14 protein-coding genes and 3 tRNA genes are annotated in these 15,193 nt (G+C 56.7%); 3 read left to right on the top strand and 14 right to left on the bottom strand.

What is annotated here, in order from left to right:
* Positions 1 to 22: 22 nt before the first annotated feature.
* The 13 genes from CPJ18_RS08970 to CPJ18_RS08910 form a co-directional block, all read right to left on the bottom strand.
* A complete protein-coding gene (locus tag CPJ18_RS08970) occupies positions 23 to 637 on the bottom strand; it encodes an NADH-quinone oxidoreductase subunit J (protein WP_077101212.1) in 615 nt (204 codons plus the stop codon).
* Between the two features lie 135 nt (positions 638 to 772).
* The gene (gene nuoI, locus CPJ18_RS08965) at positions 773 to 1,264 is read right to left on the bottom strand and encodes an NADH-quinone oxidoreductase subunit NuoI (protein ID WP_103657773.1); all 492 of its coding nucleotides are present in this window, start codon (positions 1,262 to 1,264) and stop codon (positions 773 to 775) included.
* Positions 1,265 to 1,302: 38 nt separating this feature from the next.
* A complete protein-coding gene (gene nuoH / locus CPJ18_RS08960) occupies positions 1,303 to 2,346 on the bottom strand; it encodes an NADH-quinone oxidoreductase subunit NuoH (protein ID WP_067652772.1) in 1,044 nt (347 codons plus the stop codon).
* 12 nt (positions 2,347 to 2,358) lie between these two features.
* Positions 2,359 to 4,440 (bottom strand): NADH-quinone oxidoreductase subunit NuoG, encoded by a 2,082-nt coding sequence (nuoG, locus tag CPJ18_RS08955; RefSeq protein ID WP_103657772.1) that lies wholly within the window; start codon positions 4,438 to 4,440, stop codon positions 2,359 to 2,361.
* Between the two features lie 174 nt (positions 4,441 to 4,614).
* The gene (gene nuoF / locus CPJ18_RS08950; RefSeq protein WP_067652768.1) at positions 4,615 to 5,919 is read right to left on the bottom strand and encodes an NADH-quinone oxidoreductase subunit NuoF; all 1,305 of its coding nucleotides are present in this window, start codon (positions 5,917 to 5,919) and stop codon (positions 4,615 to 4,617) included.
* Between the two features lie 11 nt (positions 5,920 to 5,930).
* Positions 5,931 to 7,055, bottom strand: a complete 1,125-nt coding sequence (locus tag CPJ18_RS08945) for an NADH-quinone oxidoreductase subunit E (RefSeq protein ID WP_077117056.1) — start codon at positions 7,053 to 7,055, stop codon at positions 5,931 to 5,933.
* 16 nt (positions 7,056 to 7,071) lie between these two features.
* Positions 7,072 to 7,326 carry a hypothetical protein gene (locus tag CPJ18_RS08940; protein ID WP_103657771.1) on the bottom strand — a complete coding sequence of 85 codons (255 nt, stop codon included), beginning with the start codon at positions 7,324 to 7,326 and terminating at the stop codon, positions 7,072 to 7,074.
* Positions 7,326 to 8,516 (bottom strand): NADH-quinone oxidoreductase subunit D, encoded by a 1,191-nt coding sequence (locus CPJ18_RS08935; RefSeq protein WP_077101220.1) that lies wholly within the window; start codon positions 8,514 to 8,516, stop codon positions 7,326 to 7,328. Before CPJ18_RS08935 ends, CPJ18_RS08940 begins: the two co-directional genes overlap by 1 nt.
* Positions 8,513 to 9,115 carry an NADH-quinone oxidoreductase subunit C gene (locus CPJ18_RS08930; RefSeq protein WP_103584181.1) on the bottom strand — a complete coding sequence of 201 codons (603 nt, stop codon included), beginning with the start codon at positions 9,113 to 9,115 and terminating at the stop codon, positions 8,513 to 8,515. The genes CPJ18_RS08935 and CPJ18_RS08930 overlap by 4 nt, the downstream gene beginning before the upstream one ends.
* Before the next feature lie 17 nt (positions 9,116 to 9,132).
* Entirely contained in the window at positions 9,133 to 9,717 is a 585-nt protein-coding gene (locus CPJ18_RS08925) for a NuoB/complex I 20 kDa subunit family protein (RefSeq protein WP_067652756.1), read from the bottom strand.
* Positions 9,708 to 10,073 (bottom strand): NADH-quinone oxidoreductase subunit A, encoded by a 366-nt coding sequence (locus CPJ18_RS08920; RefSeq protein WP_042619792.1) that lies wholly within the window; start codon positions 10,071 to 10,073, stop codon positions 9,708 to 9,710. Before CPJ18_RS08920 ends, CPJ18_RS08925 begins: the two co-directional genes overlap by 10 nt.
* 510 nt (positions 10,074 to 10,583) lie before the next feature.
* Positions 10,584 to 10,660, bottom strand: a tRNA-Asp gene (locus CPJ18_RS08915).
* 43 nt (positions 10,661 to 10,703) lie between these two features.
* A tRNA-Asp gene (locus tag CPJ18_RS08910) sits at positions 10,704 to 10,780 on the bottom strand.
* Between the two features lie 548 nt (positions 10,781 to 11,328).
* Here CPJ18_RS08910 and CPJ18_RS08905 point away from each other — a divergent pair.
* Positions 11,329 to 11,404: transfer RNA gene (locus CPJ18_RS08905), tRNA-Val, on the top strand.
* A 547-nt stretch (positions 11,405 to 11,951) separates the two neighbouring features.
* Here the strand turns inward: CPJ18_RS08905 and CPJ18_RS08900 are convergent.
* Positions 11,952 to 12,752, bottom strand: a complete 801-nt coding sequence (locus CPJ18_RS08900) for an NAD-dependent epimerase/dehydratase family protein (protein ID WP_077117064.1) — start codon at positions 12,750 to 12,752, stop codon at positions 11,952 to 11,954.
* A 293-nt stretch (positions 12,753 to 13,045) separates the two neighbouring features.
* Here CPJ18_RS08900 and kdgD point away from each other — a divergent pair, with 293 nt between their 5' ends.
* Together kdgD and CPJ18_RS08890 are read left to right on the top strand one after the other, a co-directional pair.
* Positions 13,046 to 13,951: a 5-dehydro-4-deoxyglucarate dehydratase gene (kdgD, locus tag CPJ18_RS08895; protein WP_103584183.1), complete on the top strand. Its 906-nt coding sequence runs from the start codon at positions 13,046 to 13,048 to the stop codon at positions 13,949 to 13,951.
* The gene (locus CPJ18_RS08890; RefSeq protein ID WP_103657770.1) at positions 13,948 to 15,084 is read left to right on the top strand and encodes a mandelate racemase/muconate lactonizing enzyme family protein; all 1,137 of its coding nucleotides are present in this window, start codon (positions 13,948 to 13,950) and stop codon (positions 15,082 to 15,084) included. Before kdgD ends, CPJ18_RS08890 begins: the two co-directional genes overlap by 4 nt.
* Positions 15,085 to 15,193 lie beyond the last annotated feature (109 nt).

Here is a 15,193-nt window from a genome sequence, read left to right as displayed (position 1 = left end):
GTTCCTTGGATCCGTTCGCGCCTTAGATGCCCTGACCCGGCTTGACCTTGACCGTCGTAACAGCGGTCTTCGGATCGCGGGCAACCTGCTTGGAAATGTCCTGCCGCTTGATATCGGTGCGGTGACGCAGGGTCAGCACAATCGCGCCGATCATCGCCACCAGCAGCACCAGACCGGCGAGCTGGAAGAAGTAGATGTAATTCGTGTAGAGCACGTCACCGAGTGCGGCCGTATTGGCGCGCTCTGCCGGGTTCGGGATCGGCATGGTGATCGACTTTGCAGCCACCGGGTTCAGCACACTGCCACCGATGACGATGATGAGTTCGGCGGCCAGGATGATACCGATCAATGCACCGACCGGCGCATATTGCAGCACACCGGAGCGGAGCTCGGCGAAATCGACATCCAGCATCATCACGACGAAGAGGAACAACACCGCCACAGCGCCGACATAAACCACCAGCAGGATCATGGCGAGGAATTCTGCACCCGTCAGCAGGAAGAGCGCCGCCGCGTTGAAGAAGGTCAGAATGAGGAACAGCACCGAGTGAACGGGGTTCTTCGAAGCGATGACCATAAACGCAGACGCCACGGCGACGAAGGCGAAGATGTAAAAGAATACAGCGTGCAGACCCATGTTGGTGCCTTTTTGTCCTCACCGGACAAACGCGACCCTGAAGCCGCATGCCCGTTTCATTCCCGTCAGCGAAAACCGACAGGCAGTGACTGTTTTACCCACTCCGAAGCAGCGCTCCGAAGGAACCATGCTGCCTTAACGGTAAGGCGCATCCAGAGCAAGGTTGCGAGCGATTTCACGTTCCCAACGGTCGCCATTATCGAGAAGACGCTGCTTGTCGAAATACAGCTCCTCGCGGGTTTCCGTTGCGAATTCGAAGTTCGGACCCTCAACGATGGCATCAACGGGGCATGCTTCCTGGCAGAAGCCGCAATAAATGCACTTTACCATGTCGATATCGTAACGAACCGTGCGGCGCGTGCCATCGTTGCGGCGCGGGCCAGCTTCGATGGTGATGGCCTGGGCAGGACAGATCGCTTCGCACAGCTTGCAGGCGATGCAGCGTTCTTCACCGTTGGGGTAACGACGAAGCGCGTGCTCACCACGGAAGCGCGGGCTGACCGGACCCTTTTCGAAAGGGTAGTTCACTGTCGCCTTCTGTTTGAAGAAGTGACGCATCGTCAGGAAGAAGGCACCGACGAATTCCTTGAGGAACAACGAATTGACGGCTTGGGTAAGACTGGCCATCTCAACCTCCAAATCTACAAGCGAGGACTACGGACATCTTATGCCCCCGCCGTCAGCTTGAGTACGAATGCAACAATCACGACCATGGCGAGCGACAGCGGGAGGAAGACCTTCCAGCCGAGACGCATCAACTGGTCATAGCGGTAACGTGGAACGAATGCCTTCACTAGACCGAACATGAAGAAGACCATGCCACCCTTCAGGATGAACCAGATGATACCTGGAACCCAGTTCAGGAACCAGACATCCACGATAGGAAGCCAACCGCCCAAGAACAGGATGGTCGTCAGGCAGCACATCAGAACGATGGCAGCATATTCGCCCAACATGAACATCATGTACGGGGTGGAGCCATACTCCACCATGTGACCGGCCACAAGTTCCGATTCCGCTTCCGGCAGATCGAAGGGTGGACGGTTGGTTTCAGCCAGCGCCGAAATGAAGAAGACGATGAACATCGGGAACAGCGGCAACCAGTGCCAATCCAGGAACGATGCCGGCAGGCCAAGCGACGTGCCGATGCCGGAATGCTGCGCGTTGACAATGTCCGTCAGGTTCAGCGAACCGACGCAGAGCAGAACGGTGACAATGACGAGGCCGATGGAGACTTCGTAAGACACCATCTGCGCGGCGGAACGAAGGGCACCAAGGAATGGATACTTCGAGTTGGAAGCCCAGCCACCCATGATGATGCCGTAGACTTCAAGCGACGAGATCGCGAAGATGTAGAGAATTCCGACATTGATGTTGGCAATCACCCAGCCATCCGCAAATGGGATGACGGCGTAGGTTGCCAGAGCCAGCGTCACTGCAACCAGCGGAGCCAGCAGGAACACGGCCTTGTTGGCACCGGATGGGATGACCGGTTCTTTCAGAATGAACTTCAAAAGGTCTGCGAAGGACTGGAAGAGACCGAAAGGACCAACGACGTTGGGACCACGGCGCAGCTGAACGGCTGCCCAGATCTTACGGTCGGCAAGCAGAAGAAAGGCGATCGACACCAGCAACAAAACGAGAAGAAGCAGGGACTGGCCGACAATAATCAGCGCTGGCCAGACGTAGCTCCAGAAAAACGATTCCATAGTCCCCTACCCTTACTCTGCCGCAGCCTTGAAGTTGTTGCGGGCCAATGCGGAACATTCGGCCATCACGGCGGACGCTCTCGCAATCGGGTTCGTCAAATAAAAATCCTTAACCGGCGAGGCAAAGCCTGCCTTGTTGAGGGTGCCAGCCTTTGTCGCCAGCGCTTCGATGCCTGCCACGTCGGCTACGGCAATCTCGTCTGCATCGGCAAAGTGCGGATGCGCGATGTAGAGCTGAGCGCGCAGTGCAGAGAGCGAATCGAACGGCAGCTTGTGGCCGAGAACGTCTGACAGTGCGCGCAGGATCGCCCAGTCTTCGCGGGCTTCACCCGGTGCGAAACCAGCGCGGTTGCCCATCTGCACGCGGCCTTCGGTGTTGACCCAGATACCCGACTTTTCGGTATAGGCCGCACCCGGCAGGATGACATCGGCGGCCATTGCGCCAGCATCACCATGCGAACCGATATAGACGGTCAGTTTTGCAGTCTTTGCAGAGAGGTCGATTTCGTCTGCACCGAGCAGGAAGAGAACCTCCGACGATGCCGCGATGGAAGCCGCGTTGGCCGCCTTGTCTGCCGGAACGAAACCGATATCCAGACCACCAACGCGGGCAGCAGCCGTGTGCAGAACCGAGAAGCCGTTCCATTCAGCCGAAACGACGCCGACTGATACGGCGAGCTTTGCAGCCGCAGCCAGCACAGCAGCACCGTCTTCACGCGACAGAGCGCCCTGCCCGACGATGATCATCGGGTTCTTCGCAGCCTTCAGCTTTTCGATGAAGCTGTGCGAACCGGACGCCAGATCGGACAGCGTATCCGTGCCGGAGCCGAGATATTCATAGTCGTAACGCAGCTCGCTTGCTTCACCGATGACAGCGATCGGGAAGCCGCCACGGCGCCAGCGCTTGCGAATGCGTGCGTTAAGCACGGAGGCTTCGTAGCGTGGGTTGGAGCCGATGATCAGCAATGCGTCGGCATGTTCGATGCCTTCGATGGTAGCGTTGAACAGGTAGCTTGCGCGACCGAGCGATGGATCAAGCGCCGTGCCATCCTGACGGCAATCGACATTGGTCGAACCCAGCGATGCAAGCAGCGACTTGAGTGCGAACATTTCTTCGACGGAGGCCAGATCGCCAGCAATAGCGCCGATCTTCTCACCAGATGTGGAAGCAACAGCAGCCTTGATAGCACCGAAAGCTTCGCCCCAAGTTGCGGGCTGCAAGCGGCCGTCCTTGCGGACGTAAGGCTTGTCGAGACGCTGGGTCTTGAGGCCGTCCCAGATGAAGCGGCTCTTGTCGGAAATCCACTCTTCGTTGATGGCTTCGTTGACGCGCGGCATGACGCGCATGACTTCGCGGCCACGGGTATCGACGCGGATGGCAGAGCCGAGCGCATCCATCACGTCGATGGTTTCGGTCTTGCCGAGTTCCCATGGACGAGCGGTGAAGGCGAAAGGCTTGGAGGTCAGCGCGCCAACCGGGCAAAGATCAACGACGTTGCCCTGAAGCTCCGATGTCATCGCCTGCTCGAGGTAAGTCGTGATCTCGGCATCCTCGCCGCGACCGATCAGGCCGAGTTCGGAAATGCCGGCAACTTCGGTGGTGAAGCGAACGCAGCGCGTGCAGTGAATGCAGCGATTCATGACCGTCTTGACGAGCGGTCCGATATATTTGTCTTCCACGGCGCGCTTGTTTTCAGAATAGCGCGAGCCAGGAATACCGAAGGCCATCGCCTGATCCTGGAGGTCGCATTCGCCACCCTGGTCACAGATGGGACAATCAAGCGGGTGGTTGATGAGCAGGAATTCCATCACGCCTTCGCGGGCCTTCTTGACCATCGGCGTGTTGGTGAAAACTTCCGGCAATTCGCCATTCGGGCCGCCACGAATATCGCGAACGCCCATGGCGCAGGATGCGGCAGGCTTGGGCGGTCCGCCCTTCACCTCGATAAGACACATGCGGCAATTACCCGCGACCGACAAACGCTCGTGGAAACAAAAGCGCGGAACTTCGGCACCAGCCTCCTCGCACGCCTGCAACAGCGTGAAATGATCCGGAACCTCGATCTCTTTACCGTCAACCTTGAGCTTTGTCATGGTCCTACTTACGTCCTGTTGCCTGTTCGTCCCGCACAGTCTCGTACGGTCCGCAACAAATCCTGATGGCGTCCGGCCAAAGACTCGATACGGCCAAACGCTTCGACATGTATGGGACCGGTTACACCCGTTCCCCGCCGCTCGCAACACCCTTCCGGTGTTACTCCGCCAGTGTTACTCGGCAGCCTCAAGCACAGCGCCATCATCCATGGCTCTGTAGGTGTATTCGTCGATCCGCTTTTCGATTTCCGGACGGAAATTGCGGATCAGCGCCTGGACCGGCCATGCAGCGGCGTCACCCAGCGCACAGATGGTATGGCCTTCGATCTGCTTGGTCACTTCGAACAGCATATCGATTTCGCGCTTCTGCGCGTTGCCCTTGACCATGCGTTCCAGCACGCGCCACATCCAGCCCGTGCCTTCACGGCATGGCGTGCACTGGCCGCAGCTTTCATGCTTGAAGAAGGCCGCGATGCGGGCGATGGCCTTGATGACGTCGGTGGACTTGTCCATGACGATCATGCCGCCGGTCCCGAACGAAGACTTCACTTCGCGCATGCCATCGAAGTCCATGATGGCGTCCTTCATGTCCTCACCGCGAACGATGGGGCATGAAGCGCCGCCTGGAATGACGCCGAGCAGATTGTCCCAGCCGCCACGAATGCCACCGCAATGACGCTCGATCAATTCCTTGAACGACAGACCCAACGCGTCTTCGAATGTGCAAGGGCGCTCGACATGGCCAGAGACCATGAACAGCTTAGTGCCGACATTGTTCGGACGACCGATCGAGGAGAACCACGATGCACCACGACGAAGGATGGTCGGCGCGACGGCGATGGATTCAACGTTATTAACGGTCGTTGGGCAACCATAGAGGCCCATATTGGCTGGGAACGGAGGCTTGAGACGCGGCTGGCCCTTCTTGCCTTCGAGGCTTTCGAGAAGCGCCGTTTCCTCACCGCAGATGTAGGCACCTGCGCCATGGTGAACGTAGATATCGAAATCCCAGCCGTTCTTGTTGTTCTTGCCCAACAGACCGGCGTCGTAGCATTCGTCGATTGCCGCCTGCAGCGCTTCGCGTTCGCGCATATATTCGCCGCGAACGTAAATATAAGCGGTATGCGCGCTCATGGCGAAACCGGCGATCACGCAGCCTTCGATCAGCGTGTGCGGATCGTGGCGCAGAATCTCGCGGTCCTTGCAGGTACCAGGCTCTGATTCATCGGCATTGACGACGAGGTAATGCGGACGGCCATCGCTTTCCTTCGGCATGAAGGACCATTTGAGGCCTGTCGGGAAGCCAGCACCACCACGACCACGAAGGCCGGATGCCTTCATTTCGTTGATGATCCAGTCACGGCCCTTTTCGATGATCTGCTTTGTGCCATCCCAGTGGCCGCGCGCCAACACGCCCTTCAAAGACGTGTCTTTGAGGCCGTAGAGATTGGTAAAGATGCGATCCTGATCTTTTAACATGCTTGACCTCTTTACCGCGGCTTCTTGCCGAAGACCCTGATGTATTCGGCTTCGCCACCCTTGGCGAGCGCCTCGGCCTGACGTACCCAATCATCGCGATCGATACGACCCTTGAAATTCAGATAGCTATCGACCCACTCACGTTCTTCGGCAGACCAGCCGGCAACCTGCATGTAGGTGAAGATGCCGAGCTCATTGAGCGTAGCTTCGATTTTCGGGCCAACGCCGGAAATCAGCTTCAGATCGTCGGCCTTTGCGGGACGCTCGATCTTGGCCGGACGGTTCTTGTCCTCCAGCGATGGCTTTGGCGCGGTTTTCACCTCACCAGACCCTTCTTTCGCGGCATCCTTGGCGTTGTCTTCAGAGGCCTTTGGGTCGGTCACAGGTGTCTTCAACTTAGCATCCGACTCTGCTGCCGTCGTCTTCGGCTTTGCAGCTTCGGATGGCGCAGGTGCAGGTGTCGCGGCTGGAGCCGCCGTTGCAGGCGCTTCCGCTGGCTTGTCGAGATTGGAGCGATCCGGCTTCGTCTCTTCCGTCAACGTCGTCAGCGGACCGATCGGAGCCGACAAATGGCGGTCGATCTGCGGGCCCGGTTTGACGGTGTCGCCCTTGCCGGCCTCGAACGTGTCGATGATCTCTTCCAGACGCTCTGGCGTCAGGTCTTCATAGGCATCCTTGAAGATGATGACCATCGGCGCGTTGACGCAGGCACCCTGACATTCCACCTCTTCCCAGGACAGCGTACCGCTCTCATTGGGTGTCAGTGGATCATGGTGGATCTTGTGGCGACAGACATCCATCAGCGCTTCGGAACCACGCAACATGCAGGGCGTGGTACCACAGACCTGAATGTGTGCTCTGGTGCCGACTGGCTTGAGCTGGAACTGCGTATAGAAGGTCGCGACTTCGAGCACGCGGATATAGGCCATATCCAGCATGTCGGCGATCTTCTCAATACAGGCGCGGGTAACCCAGCCGTCCTGCTCCTGCGCGCGCATCAACAGCGGAATGACCGCGGACTGCTGACGCCCTTCAGGATACTTCTGGATCGTTTTTTCCGCCCATGCGGTATTGTCCGCGTTAAACGCGAAACCCGTGGGCTGGACCTGATCTTCGGCTAGTCGACGAACGGACATACTTCCTCACGCCCCATCAGTTTAACGACTCGCACCGCGATTTCGTCACCGTGACGAATTCGCAGGCATAGGCCGTTTTGTCTTTTTGCATGAACACAATGAATTTTCCGCCATTGGGAAGTGAGGACTTTATCTCGTATCCCTGTGACAGAAGTTGTTTGACAGATGATGAACCGCCGCCTGCCTGCGAAGACACGCCCTCTTCCGCCGTCTGGGCGAAAACGGGTGCCGTCGCGGCAACAAGAGCCGATATGGCCAGCGGCAAACGCATCAGCGGTCGACCTCCCCGAACACGATGTCCAGAGAGCCGAGAACGGCCGTTACGTCGGCAAGCTGATGGCCTTTGCAAAGGAAGTCCATGGCCGCCAGATGCGCGAAACCCGGAGCGCGGATCTTGCAGCGGTAAGGCTTGTTCGAACCATCGGCAACCACATAGACGCCAAACTCGCCCTTCGGCGCTTCGACGGCTGCGTACACTTCACCTGCGGGAACGTGATAACCTTCGGTGTAGAGCTTGAAGTGGTGAATCAAGGCTTCCATCGAACGCTTCATCTCGCCACGCTTGGGCGGAACGACCTTGCCATCGAGCGACGACACGGCACCGATGCGGTGCTTGCCCTGCAAAAGCTCGACGCACTGCTTCATGATCTTGATCGATTCGCGCATTTCCTGCATGCGGATCAGATAACGATCGTAGCAGTCACCGTTCTTGCCGACGGGAATGTCGAATTCAAGATCGGAATAGCACTCGTAAGGCTGCGCACGACGCAAATCCCAGGCTGCACCCGAACCGCGAACCATGACGCCGGTAAAGCCCCATGCGAACGCATCTTCGAGCGAGACGACGCCGATATCGACGTTACGCTGTTTGTAGATGCGGTTGTCGGTCAACAGTCCCTCGACATTGTCGAGGAAGGTGATGAACGGATCGCACCACTTGCCGATATCATCGACCAGCTCAGGCGGCAGGTCCTGGTGGACGCCACCTGGGCGGAAATAGGCAGCGTGCAGACGGGCACCCGAAGCGCGCTCGTAGAACACCATGAGCTTTTCACGCTCTTCGAAGCCCCAGACCGGCGGCGTCATCGCGCCCACGTCCATGGCTTGCGTCGTAACGTTCATGATGTGCGACAGGATGCGGCCGATTTCCGAGAAGAGAACGCGGATCAACTGACCGCGCATCGGGATTTCCAGACCGAGAAGCTTTTCCACAGCAAGCGAGAAAGCATGCTCCTGGTTCATCGGCGCAACGTAATCGAGGCGGTCGAAATACGGCAAAGCCTGAAGATAGGTTTTGGTCTCAATCAGCTTTTCAGTGCCGCGGTGCAGAAGTCCGATATGCGGATCGACGCGCTCCACGACTTCGCCGTCGAGTTCGAGGACAAGACGCAACACGCCGTGCGCGGATGGGTGTTCTGGGCCGAAGTTGATCGTAAAATTGCGAACGTTATGTTCTGTCATGGCTTTGCCTTTTCATCGCCCGGAAGAACATAGTCTGTTCCTTCCCAAGGGGAGAGAAAGTCGAAATTACGGAATTCCTGCTTCAGCTCGACCGGCTCGTAGAGAACGCGCTTCAGCACGTCATCATAGCGCACTTCCACAAAGCCCGTGACCGGGAAATCCTTGCGCAGCGGATGACCTTCGAAACCATAGTCGGTCAGAATGCGGCGCAGGTCGGAATGGCCTTCGAAAGGAATGCCATACATATCCCAGGCTTCGCGCTCGAACCATTCCGCGCCGATAAAAACAGATGTCGCAGATGGTACGGCTTCGTCTTCTGCCGCCTGAAGCTTGATGCGAACACGCAGGTTCTGGCGCGGCGACAACAGGTGATAGACGACATCGAAACGCTTTTCGCGGCTCGGCCAGTCGACACCACAGATGTCGATGATGTTGACGAAACCGCACTGCACATCATCACGCAAAAACGTCAGAAGCGCGATGATGTTGTCCGGTGTCGTGTTTAGCGTCAGTTCGCCATAGGCAATGACAGACGATTCCAGCAGGGAACCGCGTACTTCATTCACATAGGCCGAGAGATCGTTGAGAGCTTCGCTCATTTATAAGTCCTCTGCCCTTAACGCTCGATCGTACCGGTACGCCGGATCTTCTTCTGCAGCAGAAGCACGCCGTAAAGCAGTGCTTCCGCCGTGGGGGGACAGCCCGGCACGTAGATATCGACGGGAACCACACGGTCGCAACCGCGAACAACGGCGTAGGAATAGTGGTAGTAACCACCGCCATTGGCGCAGGAACCCATCGAGATGACGTAACGCGGCTCCGGCATCTGGTCATAGACCTTGCGAAGCGCAGGTGCCATCTTGTTGGTCAGGGTGCCGGCAACGATCATCACGTCCGACTGACGTGGTGAAGCGCGCGGCGCAACGCCGAAACGTTCCATATCGTAACGTGGACCGGAGGCCTGCATCAGACCTTCGACGGCGCAGCAGGCGAGACCGAACTGCATCCACATCAAAGAGCCGGTACGCGCCCAGGTAATCAGGTCATCGGTCGTCGTGACCAGAAAACCCTTATCCGCAAGTTCGTCGTTGATCTCGGTGAAGTAGGCGTCATCGCTGCCAACTGGCTTGCCGGTGGACGGATCGACGATGCCTTTTGGCTTCGGTGCGACCAGCGTCGTGTCGTTATGAACTACGCCCATTCCAGTGCCCCCTTCTTCCATTCGTAGATAAAGCCGATGGTGAGAACGCCGAGGAACACCATCATCGACCAGAAGCCGAACCAACCGATTTCACCGAAGGACACAGCCCACGGAAACAGAAACGCGACTTCGAGATCGAAGATGATGAAGAGAATCGACACCAGATAGAAGCGAATGTCGAACTTCATGCGCGCGTCATCGAACGCATTGAAGCCGCACTCGAAGGCGGACAGCTTTTCAGGGTCGGGGTTCTTGTAGGCAACGGCGAAAGGCGCAATCAACAGCGCCAGACCGATAACAAGCGCGATACCAATGAAGATTGCGATCGGAATGTAGGAACTGAGGAGTTCAGTCATTGTCTCTTCCTTACTCGACCGAGCGTCGAGCATACCCCTTTGGAAACGAGAATCCGCAGGGTCGAAAATTATGTTGCAACGCCGCAGTGGTTATCCCAGCCAAGCGCGCTCTGCAAGAGATTAAGTGTCATTTCGATCCAAACGTGACTTGGAGCAGCCGCTATTATATGCACACAACGTCGCAAACACCAGGATTCATCGCGCTAAGTCATTAAAAAACATAAGCAATCAGACTGTATCAGCCGCCACCAAATTGTCGCATATTTTTGCGCTTCAAAACGGCTTGAAGCCGACCAAAACGACTCAAAAAACATGACTCAAAGACGCAAGAAATCACCCGCCTGAAACGATGCCGAAGAGGTGCTTTGCGGGCATAGTTCATATGCAAAGCGCGACGACAAGTCGCGCAGAAAACACGGCATATGGACTTGTGAAAACTTGATTTTAAGGATTTTTACGCAACCAGTGCGATCTTAAAGGAGAACATTTGCTTCTGCTATGAGAAGAAAATGGCGCGAGTGACGGGGCTCGAACCCGCGACCTCCGGCGTGACAGGCCGGCACTCTAACCAACTGAGCTACACCCGCGCATTATATCGGATCATGCGATCCGTCGTTTTCGAGGAAGGAATGGCGCGAGTGACGGGGCTCGAACCCGCGACCTCCGGCGTGACAGGCCGGCACTCTAACCAACTGAGCTACACCCGCATATTCCTTAAAGACTGGCCGAAACCCGCCTCACGAACTCGCCTCGGCTGTTCGTTGAGCGGCTAACTAAGACGTTCGTGTTGGGGTGTCAAGCAGCTTTCACGACAAAAGAATAAGCTTGAGCATTTTGGTTTGACAAAGACGCGAAGAGGCCCGGTTTCCCGGTACTTTTCCCATTTCAGTTTTTTGACTCCAGGCCGAGGCACTTATCCACAGACACCGAAGATCATATGTGATCCGCTCTGCATCCGACACATTTCATTGGAAGATTCGCGACTAAAGCCTTCTCTATCGCTCTGAACTCTGAATGCCGCGCATGGGGAGTGCGCACCGGAAGTCCCTCCCCCAACTTGCCGTCTTGCAAAAGCACCACCGATACGGAATGGCTGTTTCCCTGGTTTCTGACAGACAAGAAGCCCTCGACGCGAAACCGAGTTCTCATAAAAATCGAAAAAAACAAAAAAACTTCACAAAAGCTCTTGCGGTTTTTTTCCGATACCAATACATCACGGCCACCGACGCGGCAGACACAATCTGCAAGACGCGGAGGGCGATTAGCTCAGTTGGTAGAGCGCCTCGTTTACACCGAGGATGTCGGCGGTTCGAGTCCGTCATCGCCCACCATTCATCTAGAAAATCTCAGATAGTACAAATCGGCTGCTTTAACATCAGTTCTTTGCGACTGAGTTTGCGTGCTGGTCACTCATGTCATCAGTGCCGACTCGGCCTCATTACAGGGTGCATGGGTGACCGTGCGTTTACCGGATGACGCATAGGTACCATGGCTGCATCCGCAGCGCCTCCCGTCACTTGTTCTGCTCAAGCGCTTAAGAAACGGCAACGCCGCTTGGACAAAGTAATGATCTCTTAACGATAGTTTTGACTTGTCGCGCCGTTGCGTTTTTTCGAGACAAAGTGGCGCGTTGAACCCATGAATTTACCCGTTAGATTCAATATTTCTAAATAAATTGTCTCCCATAATCATAGCGTCGGCTTCATGATGAAGTCGCGTTTTGATGGGATGAACCATGTTTGCGAACTCAATCGTAACGCTGGCGCTTATCGCGCTGCCAATCTACTTCTTTTTCCGCTGGGTACAGTACGACTCGGAGAGGCAGGACAAGTAGAAGTAGAACGTCCCCTGCCCCTCCCCACGCGTTAAACGTAGACGTCAACCATCCGCTGGATGGCCGTAGGTGGTGAATCCGCCACCTTGATAAATGTGGGCTGGATCTTTCGGATCCTCTTTGCCCGCTTGCGCAAGTAACTCGGCGCGCCACTTCGCCGAGCTATCCTGTGGCTTCCACCCCAGGAAGGCCGTATTGCCGTTATCCCACCAGCTTTCCTGATTGTCGGATGCCCCATAGACCACAGCGTGGCCCAGACGCGGCGCTTCGAACCCGCGCGCGCAGAGCAACACGAAATCCGCAGCGCTCAGCCACGTTGCCAGCATGCGTGTCGTCTTCGGCTCGTCAGTGAGCGAGCCGATTCTCACCGATAGAGTTTCCTGCCCGAACTTATCGAAATAAAAGCTCGCCAGATTTTCACCGAAGCACTTTGAAACGCCGTAAAGAGAATCAGGACGCACCGGCGAGGTGCTGTCGAGCTTCTCGTCGCGGCGATAAAAACCGATCGTGTGGTTGGAACTGGCGAATATGATCCGTGGCTGGCCGTTTTGACGCGCCGCCTCGTAGAGGTTGTAAACGCCCTCGATATTGCCCTTGAGGATAAGCTCGAAGGGTCTTTCAACCGAAATGCCACCAAGATGAATGATGCCATCGACACCGGCGACAGCGGCATCGACTTCTGCGCGGTTCGAAAGGTCGCATTTGATGAAGGTCTCGTGCGCGGCCAAGTCGGTCACGTCAACCATATCGGACAGCACGACCCTCTCTGCCATGTCCTTCAATAGCGGGCGAATGGCCTTGCCCACACCGCCAGCAGCGCCCGTCAGCAACAAAGTCTTCAGCATGTTTCCTCCACATCGCCACGCCAAACGCTGAAACGGCGCTCACTCGTAGTCATACATAAATTCATCTGTTATCGTATCTCTACGTCATCATGGCTGAGTTTTTCAAGGGTCTTTGTTCATAGCAAGCACGGGGCTGAGGGTTTGACTTTTGACATTAGTCCAAGCCTCCGGAGATTATTGCCGTCGAAAATTTCGGCTCGAATTCAGTTAACTTGTATTATAAGTTCTTGACGAAGATAATATCTCGAATATTATCGCCGCAACGAACAATCGGAGACACGAAATTCATGGCTATGGACCCACAGGAACTGAAGGTTGCACTTGGTGCGGGCCTTCTCTCTTTCCCCGTAACACCCTTCAGCAACGATGGCGAATTCAACGAAAAGCCCTATCTCGATCACGTCAGCTGGCTCTCCGGCTTCGATGCGAGCGTTCTGTTTGCCGCGGGCGGCACGGGTGAATTCTTCTCGCTTGCTCCTGAAGAAGTCGGCACAGTCGTCAAGGCTGCAAAGTCCGCCGCCGGTTCGGTTCCAATCGTTTCGGGCTGTGGTTACGGCACCAAGATCGCCATCCAGATTGCCCAGAGCGCCGAAAAGGCCGGTGCCGACGGCATTCTGCTTCTACCCCATTACCTGATGGATGCCTCGCAAGCTGGCCTCTATGCGCACATCAAGGCTGTGTGTGATTCCATCTCCATCGGCGTCATGGTCTACAATCGTGACAACTCGATTCTGACGGCTGAAACACTGCAAAAGCTTTGCGATAGCTGCCCGAATCTGGTCGGCTTCAAGGATGGCTCCGGCGATATCGGCCTAGTGCGCAAGATCACCGCAACAGTTGGCGAGCGATTGACCTACCTCGGCGGCATGCCGACAGCTGAACTGTTTGCCGATGCTTATCTTGGTGCTGGCGTGACGACCTATTCGTCTGCCGTGTTCAACTTCGTGCCAGCGCTTGCGCAGGAATTCTACAAGGCGCTGCGCGCGGGCGACCGAGCAACGACGGATCGCATTCTCATTGATTTCTTCTACCCGTTCATGGACATCCGTAACCGCCAGAAGGGCTACGCCGTTTCCGCCATCAAGGCTGGCGTCCGCCTGATGGGCTTCGATGCGGGTCCGGTTCGTGCGCCGCTGACAGACCTCACAGAAGAGGAAGTGGGCATGATGGAAGCGCTGATTGGACCTTACAAGCCATGAAGATAGAGGCGGTCCGCACTCATCTGCTCGATTACAAGCTGGCTCACGCCTTCGAAAGCGCGTCCATGCGCTTCGACAGGCGCATCCACTGCCTTGTGGAGATCATATGCGATGACGGCACCGTGGGCTGGGGCGAATGCCTCGGCCCGGCAAAGCCGAATGCAGCCGTTGTGGCAGCTTACACCCCTCACCTCATCGGCAAAGACCCGCTCGATATCGAGATCATCTGGCATCAGCTCTACAATCTGCTGCGTGACCAAGGCCAACGCGGCCTGACAATAACAGCGCTCAGCGGCATCGATATCGCGCTTTGGGATATCAAGGGCAAACGCTTCGGCACATCCGTGTCGCGCCTACTGGGTGGTCGTTTTCGTGAAAGCGTTCAGGCCTATGCCACCGGCTCGTTCCGCAAGGATGGTGTCGATGCGGTCTCGGATGTCGCAGCGGAAGTTGCGGGTTATGCAAAACAGGGTTTTCACGCGGTCAAGATCAAGATCGGCTTCGATGTGGTGGAAGACATTGCCGTCATCCGCGCCGCGCGCGAGGCGGTTGGCCCTGATGTCCGTATCATGATCGACGCCAATCACGGTTACGACGCGCTCGAGGCCATCGAGGTGGGCAAGGCGCTGGCACCGCTTGGTATCGACTGGTTCGAAGAGCCTGTCGTGCCCGAACAGCTGGATGCCTATCAGGCCGTTCGCGCCGGTCAACCCATTCCGGTGGCCGGTGGCGAAACATGGCACGGGCGTTACGGCATGCGTGCGCCACTGGAAAGTCGGGCTGTGGACATTCTTCAACCCGATCTTGCCGGCAGCGGCGGTTTTTCTGAAACCAAACGCATCACCGACCTCGCAACGCTCTACGGCGTTCGCGTCGTTCCGCATGTCTGGGGAACCGGTGTCGCTATCGCTGCTGCCCTGCAATTCATGGCCTACCTGCCGCCAGACCCAGCCCGCCGCAATCCGCGTCCGCCGATCCTAGAGTTCGACCGTACGGAAAACCCCTACCGCCAGGCCGTGCTGACCAGCCCGCTGGATCATGTCGATGGCGTGGTTCAGATACCGGATGGTCCGGGGCTGGGCATCGAGATCAACCGCGATGCGTTGGAGCAATATGCTTTGAAGGACGTGTGATTTCTCATTGAGAGAATAACGAAAAAGCCGGGCGTCAGGGATGACGCCCGGCTTTTTGTTTGTTGGGTGCTTCCTACTCCGTCACCCCGGACCTGATCCGGGGTCCAGT

The sequence above is a fragment of the Agrobacterium rosae genome (assembly GCF_002915175.1).
Lineage (GTDB): Bacteria > Pseudomonadota > Alphaproteobacteria > Rhizobiales > Rhizobiaceae > Agrobacterium > Agrobacterium rosae.
The sequence above is the reverse complement of the archived record's forward strand: the minus strand, read 5'-3'. Positions and strand labels throughout refer to the sequence as shown.

Excerpts from the sequence above, each read along its gene's own strand:
- nuoH (WP_067652772.1), bottom strand. The coding sequence starts at position 2,346 with ATGGAATCGTTTTTCTGGAGCTACGTCTGGCCAGCGCTGATTATTGTC.
- nuoI (WP_103657773.1), bottom strand. The coding sequence starts at position 1,264 with ATGGCCAGTCTTACCCAAGCCGTCAATTCGTTGTTCCTCAAGGAATTC.
- nuoG (WP_103657772.1), bottom strand. The coding sequence starts at position 4,440 with ATGACAAAGCTCAAGGTTGACGGTAAAGAGATCGAGGTTCCGGATCAT.
- CPJ18_RS08945 (WP_077117056.1), bottom strand. The coding sequence starts at position 7,055 with ATGTCCGTTCGTCGACTAGCCGAAGATCAGGTCCAGCCCACGGGTTTC.
- nuoF (WP_067652768.1), bottom strand. The coding sequence starts at position 5,919 with ATGTTAAAAGATCAGGATCGCATCTTTACCAATCTCTACGGCCTCAAA.
- kdgD (WP_103584183.1), top strand. The coding sequence starts at position 13,046 with ATGGACCCACAGGAACTGAAGGTTGCACTTGGTGCGGGCCTTCTCTCT.
- CPJ18_RS08890 (WP_103657770.1), top strand. The coding sequence starts at position 13,948 with ATGAAGATAGAGGCGGTCCGCACTCATCTGCTCGATTACAAGCTGGCT.
- CPJ18_RS08935 (WP_077101220.1), bottom strand. The coding sequence starts at position 8,516 with ATGACAGAACATAACGTTCGCAATTTTACGATCAACTTCGGCCCAGAA.
- CPJ18_RS08925 (WP_067652756.1), bottom strand. The coding sequence starts at position 9,717 with ATGGGCGTAGTTCATAACGACACGACGCTGGTCGCACCGAAGCCAAAA.
- CPJ18_RS08940 (WP_103657771.1), bottom strand. The coding sequence starts at position 7,326 with ATGCGTTTGCCGCTGGCCATATCGGCTCTTGTTGCCGCGACGGCACCC.
- CPJ18_RS08900 (WP_077117064.1), bottom strand. The coding sequence starts at position 12,752 with ATGCTGAAGACTTTGTTGCTGACGGGCGCTGCTGGCGGTGTGGGCAAG.
- CPJ18_RS08920 (WP_042619792.1), bottom strand. The coding sequence starts at position 10,073 with ATGACTGAACTCCTCAGTTCCTACATTCCGATCGCAATCTTCATTGGT.
- CPJ18_RS08970 (WP_077101212.1), bottom strand. The coding sequence starts at position 637 with ATGGGTCTGCACGCTGTATTCTTTTACATCTTCGCCTTCGTCGCCGTG.
- CPJ18_RS08930 (WP_103584181.1), bottom strand. The coding sequence starts at position 9,115 with ATGAGCGAAGCTCTCAACGATCTCTCGGCCTATGTGAATGAAGTACGC.